At 38.1% G+C, this 17,245-nt stretch carries 13 protein-coding genes; 2 read left to right on the top strand and 11 right to left on the bottom strand.

The window, feature by feature from the left end:
• Window positions 1–488 precede the first annotated feature (488 nt).
• The 4 genes from ggt to MKY06_RS07790 all read right to left on the bottom strand — a co-directional run bounded on the left by ggt (window position 489) and on the right by MKY06_RS07790 (window position 5,399).
• Window positions 489–2,177, bottom strand: a complete 1,689-nt coding sequence (ggt, locus tag MKY06_RS07805) for a gamma-glutamyltransferase (RefSeq protein WP_029324200.1) — start codon at window positions 2,175–2,177, stop codon at window positions 489–491.
• Window positions 2,178–2,407: 230 nt separating this feature from the next.
• Entirely contained in the window at window positions 2,408–3,124 is a 717-nt protein-coding gene (locus tag MKY06_RS07800; protein WP_289912793.1) for a YjjG family noncanonical pyrimidine nucleotidase, read from the bottom strand.
• Between the two features lie 36 nt (window positions 3,125–3,160).
• Window positions 3,161–3,853 carry a Crp/Fnr family transcriptional regulator gene (locus MKY06_RS07795; RefSeq protein ID WP_013056257.1) on the bottom strand — a complete coding sequence of 231 codons (693 nt, stop codon included), beginning with the start codon at window positions 3,851–3,853 and terminating at the stop codon, window positions 3,161–3,163.
• Window positions 3,854–4,025: 172 nt separating this feature from the next.
• Window positions 4,026–5,399, bottom strand: coding sequence for an amino acid permease (locus tag MKY06_RS07790; protein WP_098287238.1), 1,374 nt, complete (start codon window positions 5,397–5,399; stop codon window positions 4,026–4,028).
• A 289-nt stretch (window positions 5,400–5,688) separates the two neighbouring features.
• Between MKY06_RS07790 and MKY06_RS07785 the strand changes: the two genes are divergently transcribed.
• Together MKY06_RS07785 and MKY06_RS07780 are read left to right on the top strand one after the other, a co-directional pair.
• Window positions 5,689–6,303: a LysE/ArgO family amino acid transporter gene (locus MKY06_RS07785; RefSeq protein WP_098287239.1), complete on the top strand. Its 615-nt coding sequence runs from the start codon at window positions 5,689–5,691 to the stop codon at window positions 6,301–6,303.
• 185 nt (window positions 6,304–6,488) lie between these two features.
• Entirely contained in the window at window positions 6,489–7,631 is a 1,143-nt protein-coding gene (locus MKY06_RS07780) for a fused response regulator/phosphatase (RefSeq protein ID WP_272812252.1), read from the top strand.
• Between the two features lie 28 nt (window positions 7,632–7,659).
• Here the strand turns inward: MKY06_RS07780 and MKY06_RS07775 are convergent, their stop codons facing one another.
• The 7 genes from MKY06_RS07775 to MKY06_RS07745 all read right to left on the bottom strand — a co-directional run bounded on the left by MKY06_RS07775 (window position 7,660) and on the right by MKY06_RS07745 (window position 17,214).
• Window positions 7,660–8,514 carry a CheR family methyltransferase gene (locus MKY06_RS07775; RefSeq protein WP_098287240.1) on the bottom strand — a complete coding sequence of 285 codons (855 nt, stop codon included), beginning with the start codon at window positions 8,512–8,514 and terminating at the stop codon, window positions 7,660–7,662.
• A gap of 18 nt (window positions 8,515–8,532) precedes the next feature.
• Window positions 8,533–11,286, bottom strand: a complete 2,754-nt coding sequence (locus MKY06_RS07770) for a CHASE3 domain-containing protein (RefSeq protein ID WP_098476421.1) — start codon at window positions 11,284–11,286, stop codon at window positions 8,533–8,535.
• Window positions 11,287–11,763: 477 nt separating this feature from the next.
• A complete protein-coding gene (locus MKY06_RS07765; protein ID WP_029324194.1) occupies window positions 11,764–12,816 on the bottom strand; it encodes a pyruvate kinase in 1,053 nt (350 codons plus the stop codon).
• A gap of 146 nt (window positions 12,817–12,962) precedes the next feature.
• A complete protein-coding gene (locus tag MKY06_RS07760; protein ID WP_098476420.1) occupies window positions 12,963–13,844 on the bottom strand; it encodes a glycine betaine ABC transporter substrate-binding protein in 882 nt (293 codons plus the stop codon).
• 21 nt (window positions 13,845–13,865) lie between these two features.
• Complete coding sequence (locus MKY06_RS07755; RefSeq protein ID WP_078081643.1) at window positions 13,866–14,729, bottom strand: ABC transporter permease; 864 nt, start codon at window positions 14,727–14,729, stop codon at window positions 13,866–13,868.
• A gap of 2 nt (window positions 14,730–14,731) precedes the next feature.
• Entirely contained in the window at window positions 14,732–15,985 is a 1,254-nt protein-coding gene (locus tag MKY06_RS07750) for a quaternary amine ABC transporter ATP-binding protein (protein WP_013056249.1), read from the bottom strand.
• 80 nt (window positions 15,986–16,065) lie between these two features.
• Window positions 16,066–17,214: an aromatic ring-hydroxylating oxygenase subunit alpha gene (locus tag MKY06_RS07745; protein WP_013056248.1), complete on the bottom strand. Its 1,149-nt coding sequence runs from the start codon at window positions 17,212–17,214 to the stop codon at window positions 16,066–16,068.
• Window positions 17,215–17,245: the final 31 nt, after the last annotated feature.

The raw sequence follows: 17,245 nt of genomic DNA, 5'->3' as shown, positions 1-17,245 counted from the left end.
TACTTGGATAAATGACGAAAGTCAAACATGCCAAATGTAGCTATTTCTCATTTTCATCTTTTTCATTGAGCTGTAACTAGGACCAAAGTTTACGTGTAAGAGCCTTTTTTATGTAACCGTTTTTCCAACAAAAGTGGACGGCTTTTTTACATTTCAAACCACGATTTCCAGACGTTGCGTTTTATACTTTCTACATGATTAAACACTTTATCTTTCCAGCATTGAAAACGCTATTCCGTTTTTTATACTTTCCGATCATTTCGTTTTCCTCAATCTCTTGAAAAATTAGTACCTTTTTTTATTATCCGGACATGAAAACGTTCTATTCTTTTTCCTTTCTGAAGATTAGGCTGATAATAATAAAGGTCTAAAGTATGTTTTCAGAAAAAAATTTTCCTTCTTTTTACCTACTTATTTTTATCTTTTTTAATGCATTATACGCTCTCCCTTTTTACAAAAGAGAGAGCGTATAATGCATTTTTTAAATATTAAGAGTCTAAGCCAGTCGCTTTTCCTTCACGGCTGGAATCAGCTGCTCCAAATAAACGGCCGTTTTCTTTATCAATTTGAATACCTTGAACATTTCCGATTGGGAATGGCTCATCTCCAAAATTAAACCCCATGGCTTCTAGCTCTCCTTTGGCATTCATATCCACTCCGGCTTCCCAACCGATAAGTGATCCTGTACTATTAAAAATTCTTGGTTCTTCAATCGCTTCTTTTATATCCATCCCATAGTCTAAGACATTCATAAGCGTTTGAAACACAGACCCTACAATCGTTGGTCCGCCTGGAGACCCTAAAGTGAGTACAGGTTCACTGTCTTTAAAAACGATGGTGGGACTTTTACAGCTAACCGGACGCTTTCCTGCATCCGCTTGATTTAACCCTCCAGGAACAGCATCAAAATCAGTAAGCTCGTTGTTGAGTAAAAATCCATGGTCTTTAACCATAATTCCTGTACCAAAAGGATGTTCCACAGTCGATGTACAAGCGACAATATTGCCCCAGCGGTCAACTACCGTGAAGTGAGTTGTTTCACTAAGCTCACGTTCAGGTTCATAAGGCTGACGCACAACGTTCACTTTTTGGCCTTTCTCATAATCCCACGGGTTGCCAAAATCAACTTTCTCATTTTTATGCTTCCAATTAATTAATTTTTGACGTTCCTTTATATATTCGTCATTTAAAAGCCCTTTTAATGGAATGTCACTGTAGGCTGGATCTCCAGAGAATGCAATTTTATCTGAAAATGCAATGCGCATAGCCTCTGCAAACAAATAATACTTTTCCCAAGATTTCACGTCGTACTGAGACACATCAAAGTCTTCTAATAGCTTTAAGATTTGCAGCACGGTGGCTCCTCCTGCACTAGGCATGTTGGAAGAAGCAATTCGGTATCCTTTATAATCTCCCCACACGGGCTCATCGATCTTAATCTGGTATTCTTTCAAATCCGACAGTTCCATAAAACCGCCGTGCTCTTTGATCGTTGAAATAATGGCTTCTGCAATTTCACCTTCATAAAAAGCCTCGATACCTTTTTCCTGAAGAATGCGAAATGTTTTAGCAAGATCTTTTTTATTAATCATATCTCCTTCTTGTATCGGCTTGCCGTTTGGAGAATATAGCTGCTTAGCATGTTCTCCTAGTCGGTAGGCATATGTTTTTAAAATATCTCCAAGAACCCAGTTTGTTTCCACACCTGCTTCTGCTGCTTTGGCAGCCGGTTCAATCAATTCTGCAAGGGGTTTTGTTCCATACTCTTTACGGGCTGCTTCCATCGCCTTTAAAATCCCTGGAATTCCAATTGCTGTTGCATGAGTAGAACGCTTTCTAAACGGAATAACTTCTTTATTTTCATCAAGAAACATTTCAGGATAAGCTGCTTTAGGAGCCTGCGAATGACCGTCAAAAATTTTAGTTGTTTTGCTTTCATTGTGGTATACCATAAAAAAGCCGCTGCCTCCAATACCGGTCATCATCGGTTCTCCAACGTTGAGCCCAAACTGAACGGCAATTGCTGCATCAATTGCATTGCCTCCAGCTCTTAGCACCTGTTCTCCGGCGTCTGTTGCAATTGGATGAGCACTGGCTACCATTCCTGTTTTTCCAACCGCTGTTTCTCTTCTATATGAACTCTTTCCTGAACGAGATAAACTTTTTCCATTAATCATCTTTTATGACCTCCTAGTTACTTACTTTATCTGGGATATTGGTAAAATACCCTATTGCTTTTGTGATAAAACTGTTTAAATTTGTATTGATTACTTTAGCCATCCTATTTATAGACCAATATCCCTAGCGTATTTTAAGCCTTTGAAAGCCATAAAATAGAAAAAGCGCCAACCCTTTTTGTTTTAAAAAAAGGTTAGCACTTTTTGCGTTCTCTAACGTTTATACACTTTTACACTTGTACCGAAGCTACTTCATTATTTACGTTCAGCAGGTCATAAAGCTCTTGAAGCCTTCCTATTTCATAGGTTGAATTCCAATTTGTATCATTCTTTTTTTCCTGAGGATTAAACCAGCACGTGTCAATACCCGCTAGCTGCCCGCCTTGAATGTCTGCACTCAAAGAATCTCCAACAATTAATGTTTCATGTACGGATAGCTCTTTTATACGTGAAAAAATATAATCAAAATATTCCTTCATAGGTTTTTGAAAGCCCGTATCTTCTGAAACAAATACTTCTTTAAAATAAGGATATAGACCCGAGTCCTGAAGGCGCTTATATTGCGTAGCCGATACGCCATTTGTAACAACATATAACTCATAGTGACAGCTCAGGTTTTTAATTACCTCAATTGCTCCGTCAATTAGCTGATGACCATTGTTCAAATACGTTCGGTACTCTACTTCAAGCAGCTTTCCGTCTTTTTCTATTCCATATTCTTTACATAGAGTAGAAAAGCGAGTATTTACAACTTGCTCACGGCTTATTTTATTTTCTTCAAAAGCTGTCCATAACCCCTGGTTTATCAAGCTATAACGTTTTTTGCTTTCCTCAGTCAGCGGAATATCGTGGTTAGCAAAAAGAAGCTGTAAAGCCTGCTCTTCGGCTGCGTTAAAATCTAAAAGCGTATTATCAATGTCAAATAGCAGCGTTCGGTACGTTTTCATTCTTCTCTCTCTCCTTCAACTAATCTATTACTTTGTCTACTCGTATATATTGTCGTTTGCTAGACAGCTCAGTTTTTCCTTATCTTTGAGAATAATGGAGCCTTTCTTTTTTTCAATAACTCCTTGCGCTACAAATTTCTGAAGAACACGATTTAAATGCCGGTAAGTCGTTCCGATTAAATTAGCTATATCTTTTAAGCTTTCTGTTTTTTGATTCATAACCAAATGCGATTCTTCACAAAAAATAGAGAGCAAGTAACTAGCCAGCCGCACTTCAACTGGGTACATTAAATTAAAGCTTAGCGAGTTCGATTTTGCGCAAAACTTTTTTGTGAGCATTTCCAGTAAAAACGTCAGCAGCTGTGGATCATTGCTCGCATGCTGTTTTAATCGTTTGTATGGTATACCGATAACAACTAAAGGTGAAACGGCTTCAACCGTATTCATAATATCAACATCTTGTACATACTCAATATCGCCTATTACTTCAAGGGGCTGTTTAAAGGAAAGAACAAGCGTCTTGCCTTCGGGCGATATGGTATAAACTTTAACCTTGCCTTTCATCAATATGTACAAACAGTGAGACGCATCTCCTTGAGAACAAAGACGTTCCCCTGCCTCGACATCATACAATGACAAATGCGGTAGTAACTCTTTTTTGAAAACCGACTCTAATTTATAAGTATTTATATACTCCATCAGCTGTTTCTCACTCGTAATTTCCCTCATGTTTTCCTCTCCATCATAACGGTTTCTTTTATTAAACAATAACATTTCCTAAAATAAAAAGGACATATGTCTCAAATAAATTTTTAATTTTTACGTTATGTTCATAGCTCACTTTCAAGATAAATATATACACAAAAAAGACTCTAGCTTGTTCGCTTAGAGTCTTTTTTTGCTAAACGCTCTTTTTATTTCTGCCATATCCAACGTAAATAAAGACGCCAATCAGCATCCAGCAGATTGAATACATCCACGTTTTCATTGATAAGTTGAACATGAGAAAGATACAGCAAAGAATAGCAATAATCGGAATAAATGGTACAAAAGGTACTTTGAAACCGCGTTTTAGGTTAGGCTGAGTTTTTCGTAGAGCCAAAATCGAAAATGAAACGGCAGCAAACGTGACAATCGCTAGCATATTCGCTAAATCTGCCAGCTGTTTTAAATCAACAAAACCAGCTACAACAGCGCCTAACGCGCCCACAAGCCATGTGGATATGACAGGTTCGCTGTTTTTTCGGTTTACTTTCGCAAAAAGAGACGGCAATAATCCATCATGGCTCATTGACATCAGTATGCGAGGCACGACAAACAAATAAGCAAATACGACGGCCATAATACCAATAACCGCTCCTATAGATACAATGAGCGCTGCCCATTCTTGTCCTACACTATTGAGCGCATATGACAACGCATCGCCTACGTTTAGCTCTTTATAGGAAACCATTCCTGTTAATACTAATGCAATTACTACGTAAATGACTGCACAAACACTTAGTGCAATCAAAATGCCTAGCGGCAAGTTTCTTTGCGGATTTTTCACTTCTTCTGCCGAAGTAGAAATGGCATCAAATCCGTTATATGCAAAAAAGACGGAAGCTGCGCCTGCAAAGATTCCTTTCACACCAAAAGGGGTAAATGGGTGCCAGTTATTTGTATGAATAAAAAAGACGCCGACGGCTACAAATAAAAGAACAATACCTATCTTGATTAAAACCATTAAGTTATTTATTTTTTTACTTTCTTTTACCCCTCTTGTTAATAAAAACGACATGCACAGCACAATAAATACTGCCGGAAGATTAATAATACCTCCATCGCTCGGTATGGCCGTGAACGATTCAGGAAGTCTAATACCAAATTCAGTAAGCACATTATTCACATAAGATGACCATCCACCCGCTACTGAAGCTAAAGATACCGTATAGCAGCCTACGATGGACCACCCTATTAAATGCGCTACAAATTTTCCTAGTGAAACATATATGTATGTATATGCGCCTCCCGAACTTGGAATAGCTGAACCAAATTCTGCATAACACAGCGCAACAAGAATACAGGCTACTGCAGAAATAACAAAGGAAATGGAAACCGAGGGCCCTGCATCCCTGGCGGCAACTAACCCTGCTATAACCAGAACTCCTGTCCCAATAGTTGCTCCTACTCCCATCAAAATCACATCAAATAACCCTAGGGTCTTAGTTGATTCTTTTGCTGCATTTTCCTCTAACAGCTTGTTAACATCTTTTTTTGCAAACAGATTACTCATGATGACTAACCTCTCTTTATCTCATTACGAATGACTACTTTTTAGTGGTAGATCTTTCTATATATGTAACAGTGAATTATTTTACTACATTTAATTTTCTGTGTAAAATAATTTAGTTTTTTAACTTTTTAATGATTAAAATAAATTTACTAGTGATGTTTTTTATAACACCATCATGATGTACCCGAACAGACTAAAAACATGTGTTAACAACTTTCTCAAAATTGGCTTCATTCACGCTTGCTTTTGTACTATACTAAAGAAAAACTTCATAGGAGCAACGTAAAAGATGAACTTATTTTATTTTCTAAAGGGGTTAGTGATGGGTTTTTCCGTTGCTGCTCCCGTCGGTCCCATTGGTATTTTATGTATTAATCGCACGTTATCTAAAGGGCGATTACACGGATTTGTATCCGGGCTGGGAGCAGCTACAGCAGATGCTCTTTATGGATGCATCGCTGCGTTTGGCCTAACGTTCATTACAACCTTTTTACTAACCCAAAAGATTTGGCTTCAGCTGATTGGGGGATTATTTTTATGTTATTTAGGTGTACAAACCTTTCGTTCTCAACCTGCAGAGCACGCTGCCGCTGCTAAAGGAGGGGGTTTGCTTCGTTCTTATACATCCGTTCTTTTTTTAACGGTTACGAATCCAATGACGATCTTATTTTTTATTGGTGTATTTTCTGGTGTAGGCATTAGTAAATCAGCATTTGATGTTGCTTCTGCTTTGACAATGGTTGCAGGCGTATTTTTAGGATCGGCCTGCTGGTGGCTTTCGCTCAGTTTTGCTATTAGTCTTGCCCGGTCGAAGTTTACGAATAACAGCTTGATCTGGGTAAATCGTATTTCGGGAGCAGTTGTACTGACTTTCGGGATATTTGCGTTATACAAGTTGCTATAAAAAGTAATCCGTCTCCTTTTATGGGAGTAAATTACTTTTTTGATAAAAAAGAATAATCTTAAAAAATACCCTAAACGCTGTCTTTTCTGTATAATAGATAAATAGAAAAACAGAAAAAGTATAAAAATGCTTGAAAACTACATACTCAATCATTAGTCTTCAAACATAATAAGGGGAAATAAAGCATGACCATTCTTCTAGTAGATGACAATCAAGTCAATCTATTTGTGATTGAAAAAATTTTAAAAGGTGCTGGCTACGATAACTGTGTGTCTCTTACGTCTGCCCATGCCCTTTTCGACTATCTTAACCTGGACGATGAGAACTCAAAAACGAATTCGGTCGATTTGATCTTACTTGATATTATGATGCCCGAAATTGATGGAATTGAAGCCTGCAGGCGAATTCAACAGGTAGAACGCTTAAAACATATTCCAATTATCTTTGTCACAGCTCTAGAAGACAGCAGCAAATTAGTAGAAGCTCTAGACGCCGGCGGAACAGATTACGTCACAAAGCCGATTAATAAAGTGGAACTGCTGGCTCGTATGCGGGTAGCCTTACGCCTTAAAGCAGAAATTGACTGGCACACGGAACATGAAAAGAAAATTCAAACTGAGTTAGATTTAGCTACGCACGTACAGCAAAACTTACTCAGTCCCCCTTTACGAGAGAAAGATATTCAAATGGAAGTTTCATATTATCCTTCTTTTAAATTAGCGGGTGATATGTACTATTGGCACAAAATTGACGAGCATCGGTACGGAATTATTCTTTTTGATATGATGGGGCACGGCATCTCTGCCTCGCTTGTTTGTATGTTTATTTCGTCTGTGCTCAGAGAAGCTATCAAGTCTCTCATAGACCCTGAGCAGGTTATTACAGAGTTGAATCGCTACATGGAATTATTGCACAGCGAAAAAGATGAAATCCCTTACTATTTCACTGCTATTTATTTAGTGGTTGATACGGAAGCTAAGACAGTAGAATATGTGAATGCCGGGCATCCAGAAGGTTATATGTTAGTGGATGAACATACGCTCGTTCCTCTTCAACGAGGAAGCTGTCCTGTAGGGTTTTTTGAAGAAATGGACGTTCAGAAATCTGTTGTCAGCTTTGAAAACGATGTGCAAATTTTGTTATTTACAGACGGAGCTCTTGAATCAATGGGCCCTTGCGAAAATGAATCTGCTCTTCGTCTTCAAAAGCTTACTGAACAAAAATGGACAAATCCGCAGACATTTATGAATGAAATTTTTTCAGAAGAACAAAAGTTAAATCAGCCTGATGACATGTGCGTGCTTATGATTCAAGCACAAGCAGAATAAAAAAAGACCTCATAAATGAGGTCTTTTTTTATTGCTTTTGATAGATGCGCTCGTTCCCTGCAAACTCGATATAAGAAGCTTCTCCTTCAGCAAAGCGAAGCGTTTCTTTATCACCAAGCCCAAGAAATCCTTTTGCACACAGGCTTTCTGAAAATAAATTATACACTTGATTTTGCAGCTGAGCTGTAAAATAAATAAGGACGTTTCGGCAAATGATGACGTGAAATTCATTAAATGACTGATCCGTGACTAAATTATGCTGAGCAAAGATAATATTTTTTAACAGCGACGGATGAAAATATGCATAGTGATGGTCCGTCTGATAATATTCCGAGAAGGCGTTCTTTCCACCGGCTTGAATATAATTTTTTGTATATGACTTCATTTTACGTAAAGAAAAGGCACCTTGTTTTGCTTTTTCTAATACATCTTCGTTCATATCGGTTGCGTAAATGACCGTTTTATCCATTAACCCTTCTTCTTCTAAAAGAATCGCCATAGAAAATACCTCTTCACCCGTTGCACAGCCAGCGTGCCAAATGCGAATTTCCGGATAATCCTTTAATACCGGAATCACTTTTGTGCGAAATGCTTTAAAAAAGCTTGGATCGCGAAACATCTCTGTTACATTTATCGAAAAATCATTTAAAAGCTGATTCATAAATTCTTCTTCATGAATCGCTTTTTCTAACAATCGAGATACGGTTGGAATACGTTCAATTTTCATTCGATTATAGACCCGGCGACAGATAGAAGATTTAGCGTACTGTCTGAAATCGAATCCTGTTAATCGATAAATAGCCGTCAGCAGTAAATCAATCTCTAAATCTGTTTTTTTATTCATAACTAAGTCTTCACTTAAATCTAGGTGCTTCATATCCATTTATGTTTCATACCCCGCTTAATTTACTAGCCATACACGCATAACGGAGAACAGCTGATTTAAATCTAAAGGTTTGCTGATATAATCTGATGCTCCAGCTTCCAAGCATTTTTCACGATCATTTTTCATCGCTTTAGCGGTTAGTGCAATAATAGGCAAATCAACAAGCTTTAGCTCTCCTCTAATTTTCTGCATCGCTTCATATCCGTCCATTTGCGGCATCATAATATCCATTAAAATGAGATCAAATGGTTCACTATTCTTCATCATTTCAAGACACTCTATTCCGTTATGAGCTGTCATAATGGTCATACCTTGTTTAGCTAACGCAGTTTTTAAGGCAAAGATGTTGCGCTGGTCATCATCTACGATGAGCACTCGCTTATCCTGAAACACATTTTCATCATCTGGCAATGAAGGTTCAACTGGTTGTACAGGATGGTCAATTTCAGTTATTTCTGCTTCAGGTTCAGCTTCTTCTATAGATACTGCTACTTCTTCATATGCAAAATTTACTTTTTCATAGTCAACAAGACCGTTAGAGAGACTAGGAAGATAGAGTGTAAACGTACTTCCTTTTCCTACTTCACTGCTTAGGGAAATCCAGCCGCCCAATAATTTTGCAAACTCACTGCAAATAGATAAGCCAAGTCCCGTTCCTCCGTACTTGCGAACCGTAGCTCCATCCGCCTGCTGAAACGCTTCAAAAATAAGCTGATGCTTTTCTTTTGGTATACCAATCCCTGTATCAGCTACAGCTATTTCTAGCCAGCAATCCGTATCCACTGTACGCATAGCTGTTGTAAGACGATGGTCAGCCACTCGTTGAATGGATACTGTGACAGATCCCGATTCCGTAAATTTAAATGCATTTGATAAAAGGTTTTTCACAATTTGCTGGAATCTCTTTTCATCTGTGTGAATGATGTTCGGTACATCTTGTGCTTTATTAATTTTTAATTGTACTTTTTTCTGTTCAGCAACGTGGCTGAAATTACGTTCAATTTGATCTGGAAGCTCACTCATATTCATCTCAGCAAGCAAGACATCTAGTTTTCCAGACTCTACTTTTGATAAATCCAAGATGTCGTTGATTAATGCCAACAAGTCTTTTCCTGAAGAATGAATAATACGAGCATATTCTTCTTCATCTTCAGATAGCGTTTTAGCCGCGTTTTCCTCAAGCATTTCAGACAAAATAAGAATGCTGTTAAGCGGTGTTCGAAGCTCGTGCGACATATTAGCAAGGAATTCAGATTTGTATTGAGAATTCAATTCCAGCTGATGCGCTTTTTCTTCTAAATCTTCTTTTGCAGCCTCTAATTCAAACGATTTTTCTTCTGCATCTTTTGTTCTTTCTTCTAGCTGCTCATTAATCATACGCAGCTCTTCAGACTGCATTTGCAGTTCTTCTGATTGTGTTTGAAGTTCTTCAGACTGAGCCTGGAGCTCTTCTGTCATCGCCTGAGATTCTTTTAATAGACGGGCAATTTCCATACGTCTGATTACACCATTGATAGTGAGACCAAACGTTTCAATCACTTGACTAATAAGTTCTTGCTCTAAAACTGTAAATTCGTGCAGCGATGCCAGCTCGATAACTGCAATTACTTCATCTTCAAACAAGACGGGTACAATAAAAATACTCTTAGGTTTTACGTCTCCTAATCCTGAAGCAATGAGCTGGTACGTGTCAGGTACATCGTTTATGACAAGGGTTCTTTTTTCTAAAGCAGCTTGTCCAATGAGCCCTTCGCCTATCAAAAAGCTCTCTCTTCCCGCGTCGCCTTTTCTATCTGCAAAAGCAGCTTGTTTGACGAATAGATCTCCTTTATCATTTTCCTCTCGAACATAAAATGCTCCGAAAGAAGCTCCTGTCATTTCTGAAACCGTAAAGAGAAATTTTTCCGCAAGCTTGTCTACAGATGCTATGCCTTGGTACATCGTTACAGCATGAGCAATGTTCGTTTGAAGCCAGTTTCGCTCTTCAATATTTTCTAACAACGCGTTCGTGGCTATCCCTAAATCTTTAATTTCATCATTAGATCGAACTTTAATTCTTCCTTTTAACTCGCCTTTTGAAGCCGTAATTCGTTTGATCGTTTGCGTAACTTCTTTAATCGTATTCACAATGGACTTGGACAAAACAATAGCGATAGCAAGTGAAATAAGCGTAACAAATAACAGCAAACCGTAAAGTCCAATTTTAATTTTTTGATTTTTCTCGTCTAACTCTGTTGCTCTTGTTTCAGTCGATTTTTTCTCTACATTTCTAAAAGAAGTAAACTGGCTGCGTATATCGTCCATATACTGGCGCCCAGGATCTTTCTCAAAAAACTGCTGAAGCTCTTTTGTATTATTTTCTTTTTTTAATGCAATGGTCGGTTCACCAGCAGCTTCAATCCAGTCTTGAATGCTTCCTTTAATCTTCTCCAGTTTCTCCTGCTGATTTGGATTATTATTTAGAAGCTGATACAGTGCATTATAATCTTTTTCCCAACTTGATGCTGCGCTGTTATAAGGTTCTAAGTAACTCGCTTCTCCTGTAATAATATAGCCTCTTTGTCCGGTTTCCATATCGAGCAGGTGTTTTTCAATTCGATTGGTCAGATCATGCACTTCAATATCATGATCAATGATAAAATTTCGTTCTTTTTGCAAAGATGAAATTTGACTGTTTAAAACAATAAATGCAATAAATAAACAGACAATAACAATTAAATATCCAATAATAATTTTGGATTTGATGCCAAACCTCATTTTCTTTTCCATAATGTTCCTACTTTCATTCTAGATATTCTTCTAGAAGCATTCGAAAAACATGTTTATTTTTGCCGCTGGACAATTTCACTTTCAGTACACACTCTCCACTCCATCTTCCTTTACTTGATAGGGCTTCTCTCTTTTTCCTATCAAGTCAACATTCCTATTATACACTCTATTTTTGTACAGAAGAATATTTATTGTGCAAGAGGTGAAGATTAATTCCCCAATTAGAAATTGACGTTTTAAAACTCCATATAAAGATAAGCCCATGCCTTTAAAGGCATGGGCTTATCTCGTAGTATATTTGTACACAATAAGGTAATGAAAAGTAATTTATGCTTTGGGGAATCACATAAATTATGACAACATAGGTATAAATAAATACTTACATACGAAACGTAAAGCATTCATTATTTAAATTGTACTTGGACAGTAGAAAGCAATGCCACTTTTTTAAATTTACATATTTACTTGCTGCACTTTTTATCTCGAGCTCTTTAACATTGTTAAAAACTCTGAGAGGCTAGGGGCGTTTTTATTTAAAATAGTTTCAGCAAAATAAGATATTTTATAAAGAGTTTCTATGCTTTCAATCGGATATTTTCCAGCTGCTGTTTCAGCAGAAAGCATCACTGCATTCGTTCCGTCAAACACCGCTTGAAACACATCTGTCACTTCAGCTCTTGTGGGAATCGTGCTGTCTACCATTGATTGAAGCATTTGTGTCGCTGTGATTACGTATTTATCGTGCAACCGGCACTCGTGAATTAATATTTTTTGCAGTAAGGGAATCCATTCATATGGAAGCTCTACTCCTAAATCTCCTCGTGCAATCATAATTCCGTCGCCTTCTTCACATATTCTCTGAAAATTTTCTATAGCTTCCATCGTTTCTACTTTTGCAATTAGCTTTGGGGTATTTGGATTTTTTAAATGGATAAAATCTTTAATTTCTTTTAAATGCTCAGGGGTTCTTACGAATGAACAAGCAAGAAAATCTACTTTTTCTTTCACCAAGAATCTGATATCTTGTTTATCCTTTTCAGTAATGGCTGGTAAACGCACGCGAGTAGCTGGTAAATTTACTCCTTTATGTGAAGAAATAACGCCGCCTTTTTTTACTTTTGTGACAAGTTTATCTTCTTCTACTCTTTCAACAATTAGCTCTACTTGGCCGTCATTCATTAAGATTTTGCTTCCTTTTTGAACATCCTGCACGATACCCTTGTAATCAACGCTGGCTCCCTTTTCATTTCCTAATACCTCCTCTGTATACAAAACAAAAGAGGTTCCTTCTTTTAACACCACTTCTTTTAGTTTCATCACTCCAAGCCTAATTTTAGGACCTTGCAAATCTCCTAGGATTTGAATAGAGGGATCTAAAAACCTTACTGTATCTATAATTTTCTTGTGGCTTTCATGCGACCCATGAGATAGGTTCAGCCGAGCTATTGTCATTCCTTTTGCTAACAGTTTCGCTAGTACATCTTCTTTATTACTAGCAGGCCCAATTGTACAGATTCGGTCGATTGCCATCGCCTTTCACCATCCTTTTAACATAGGATGCCCACTTCAATGAAAGAGATAAGCTTCATATAAAAATAGTTATATTCCCACAAAAAAGCCGTCTCTAAGTCAATAGCTTCACTTATGAGACAGCTCTTTTATTTTCGTTCTCTTCTTTATTTCACCCAGCTTCCAGCCACTTTTTTATTTTTAGAAATCCAGTTTTTTACGCCTTTTGTTTCGTCTTTTGCACTGTTAATTTCTGATTCCAACGATGCCAATTGATCAGCACTAATAGAAAAATCTTTCAGCCACTTTGCTGCTTCTGGATAATCTTCTTTAAATGCCTTTTTGCTAATCGACTGTATTTTTTCAGGTCCAGTTGGATTCATCGTATTTTTGGGATCTTTTAAGTATCTGAGATTATACTTTTCAAAAGCCCAGTGCGGGCGCCATAACGTAACAACAATGGGTTCTTTATTAGCAATGGCTTTATCTAATTCCGATAACATGGCGGCTGTGCTGCTTTCTACTAAATTCCAGTCTGTTAACCCATAGCTTGGCATCGCATGATCTTTAGTAAGACCGTTTATTCCAGATCCTGGTTCAATACTAATAATCTTTCCGTTAAACTCATCTTTCTTATTTTTTAAATCAGCTAGTGACTGCGCATCTACGTAGTCGGGAACGGCCAATCCGCTATCTGCTTGATCATACCAAGTATCGAGCACATCAACTTGTTTTCCAAATCTTTTCATATAAGAACTATGGGTGGTCGGCATCCATACATCCAAAAATAAATCAATGTTTCCTTGAGCAACTCCTGAGAAAAGCGGAGCTACGTCGCTTTGAACTGCTTTAACTTTATAACCTTTTTCCTCTAATAATTCCTTCCATAGAAACGTAACAGCTACGGCTTCGTCCCATGGTATGTATCCAATTGTAATTTCTTTTTTAGTCGTGGTGCTGCTTGCCGTATTGCTATTGCCACATGCGGAGACAAGCAGCATAATGACGATTGTTAGCATAATAAAAGAAATTTTTTTTGATTGTTTCATATACTCCCACCTTTATTCATTTTATTCACTTGATTGAATACCTTCTCTTTTTTGAGTAGAAAAGTGCGTCAGACGATCTAAAATAACGGCAATAATGACAACTGCAATCCCACCGATAAATCCTAAGCCTACATCCAACATACTGATGCTTCTTAATACCTCAGCACCCAAGCCCCCTGCACCGACCATTGAAGAAATAACAACCATCGAAAGAGATAGCATAATAACCTGGTTTACACCCGACATAATCATAGGCAAAGCGAGCGGCAGCTGGACTTTAATTAATTTTTGCCATTCCGTCGCTCCAAAAGCTTCTGCCGCTTCTAAAGTGGTTTGGGGAACTTGCTGAAGTCCAAGCAGCGTCAGACGAACGGCAGGCGGCATTGCGAAAATAAAAGTAGCAATAAGAGCTGTAACATTCCCTAATCCAAATAAAAGTACGGACGGAATTAAGTAAACAAAAGCAGGCATTGTTTGCATAATATCAAGAATGGGCTTTATCACTGCTCCAACTTTGTTAAAACGGTGTGATAATATGCCTAAAGGAACGCCAAATAGAAGTGAGATAATAGTAGAAGCTAAAACGAGAGATAAGGTCAGCATCGATGCTTCCCATAAATTCAAGCTAATAATAAGAAGTAAACCAAAACACGTAAATACAGCTATCTTCAAATCTGTTAACCATAGCGCTAATAGAACAAAAACAACGACCGTTACTAGCGGAGGAGAAGCGGTCAATACCCATTCGAGACTGCTTATTAAGCTGGTCATTATCTGGTTGATTCCAGTAAATACACCTGAAAAACTATCAATCATGTAATCAACAAATGAGTTTGCCCATTTATCTAAAGGGATACGAGGAATCGTCGCGGAATTTACCATCATATTTATCGGACCTCCATTTGATATGACTTAACTTCTTGTTGCTCGGTCACTGCAGTACGCTCAGTGAGATTTGCAATAAGAGTGTTTGGGGAAATCATACCTTGTAGGCGATGATGATTATCAACAATGACTACAGGCGAATGACTGTCTGTAAATAAAGGAATCATTTCTTGTAAAGACATATCCGGATTAACACAATGCGGCTGTGTCATTTCTTTTCCTTTTAAATCATGCTTATGAGCTTCTATCAGCTCCATCACCGTATAAATGCTTATTAAGCCCAATAAGCGGTCAGCACTATCAAGAACAAAAATAGTAGATAAATGATTGGTTCTCATTCTTCTTAATACGACTTGCGGTGATTCATACTCATAGGCAGCCGTTTCTACCGGAACCACCGCGTCTTTAGCAAGGCGAATTTTGCCGTAATTAACGTCTTGAACAAGCAGCTTTACATAACCAGTTGCCGGTTGACTTAAAATATCTTCAGCGGTTCCAAGCTGTACAATTTCCCCATCTTTCATCACGGCAGCCCGGTGGCCTAAAGTTAATGCTTCATCCAAATCATGCGTCACAAAAATAACTGTTTTTTGTACTTCTCCCTGAATATCAAGAAATAGCTTTTGCATATCTCTTCGAATAAGAGGATCTAAAGCTGAAAAAGGCTCATCCATCAGCAAAATCTCCTGTTCAGAAGCAAGAGCTCTCGCTAATCCAACCCGCTGCTGCATACCTCCTGATAATTCATAAATTCTTTTATAAGCTTGTCCATTTAAGCCCACCATTTCAAGCGCTTTTTTCCCTCGCTTTTCTCTTTCGTTTGCTGATACACCTTGTATCTCTAGACCGAACGTAATGTTGTCAATCACGGTGCGGTTTGGAAGGAGGCCCACATTTTGAAAGACCATCCCAATTTTATTTCTCCGGACTTCCTGAAGCTGTCTTTTTGGCATATGAGAAATATCTGTGTTTTCTAGATATACCGTCCCTTCCGTCGGTTCTACAAGCCCGTTCAAGCATCGAAGTAAAGTAGATTTCCCGCTTCCTGATAATCCAATTAATACAAAGGTTTCTCCCTTTTTTACTTCGAAATGAGCATTGTAAATAGCAACGGTTGTCTTAGTAGCTTGTTCGACTTCATATTTACTTTCTCCAGCTTCTCGTAGCTTAAGAGCCTGTTCTTTTTGGCGACCAAATACTTTTGAAACATCGGTAACGCGGATAATGGGTTCTGTTAGTTTAGAGCTTGTACTCAATTTATTTCCCCCTTATTTTAAAGTAGATTGTTAGAGGTGGTCTGACACCTTAAGGTAACGTATCAGACCACTTCTACTTACTATTCGACCTTCATACCGATTGCTTCCAATACATAATTGTAAAAATGAGAAACGTGCTGTTCGATAGGTACTAAAATACCTCCTTCTTTATAAGATTTTGAGCTCATATTTTCTTGACACCACTCACACGCTTCAAAGTCTTGTAAATTAACGCGGTGAAATAATTCCACGGCATCTTTTGGGTCAAAATCAGGCTTAGCCATTTCTTCCGGGTCGAATAACCATTCACAAATCACTTTAGACTTTTCCGCACTAATTGGAATAATACGATGAATAATAACGTGATCCGGTGTTAAATTGATAAATACAAGCGGCAGAACGGTAATGCCAAAATACGTGCGGTCATCTTCAGGAAGCAATCCTTTTAGCATAGGACGGCTTCCTTTCCCGCTGATTGAAAAAGCTTCTAATTCATTCCCAAACTTAGCTCCGCCTCCCACGGAACTTTGAGTGCCGATTCCCGAACGAAATTCAGGCAGCGTTGCCGTAAGTTCAGGATGAATAGAGGAACAGTGATAGCACTCTTGAAAGTTTTCTACAATAAGCTTCCAGTTTGCCTCGACTTCATATTCTTCACGATGAGCGGATTTCAAGTTTTGAATTTCATATCTAGCAAACGTATAAAGTTCTCCAAAACGATCAAAAATTTGTGCGTCTAGCTGATATTCAACAGACATAGGATTGTCAGATAAATTAACCCAAACCATGCCGTGCCACACTTCAATGTGAACGGATGTTAGTCCGTAATTTTCATTATGCACGAGTTCTTCTCGACAGTGGCTTGTGTTAGGAACACCTACTAAATCACCATCTAAGCTATAGCTCCACGAATGATATGGACAGCGAATGACACCTGCTTTACCGGATGCTTGGCTGCACAGCTTAGCTCCTCGATGCCGACATACGTTCAAGAATCCACGCAGCACGTGATCTTTTCCTCTAGTAATTAAAATATTTTCGCCTTCAACTCTCGTCGTAATATATTGTCCTGGTTCTGCTATTTCGTATTCAAATGCAACTAAACTCCATGATTTAGAAAATATATGATCTTTTTCTAACTTAAAAATGTCCGAAGATGTATACAGCTCTCCTTTCAACGTGGGCTCAAGTCTCCCATTATCATTCACTAAACCATGTTCCATAACCATCTACTATTCCTCCTTCGCTTCTTTAGAAACA

Source organism: Priestia sp. FSL P4-0332 (assembly GCF_038005845.1).
Taxonomy (GTDB): Bacteria; Bacillota; Bacilli; order Bacillales; family Bacillaceae_H; genus Priestia.
This window is presented reverse-complemented; position numbering and strand designations above follow the sequence as displayed.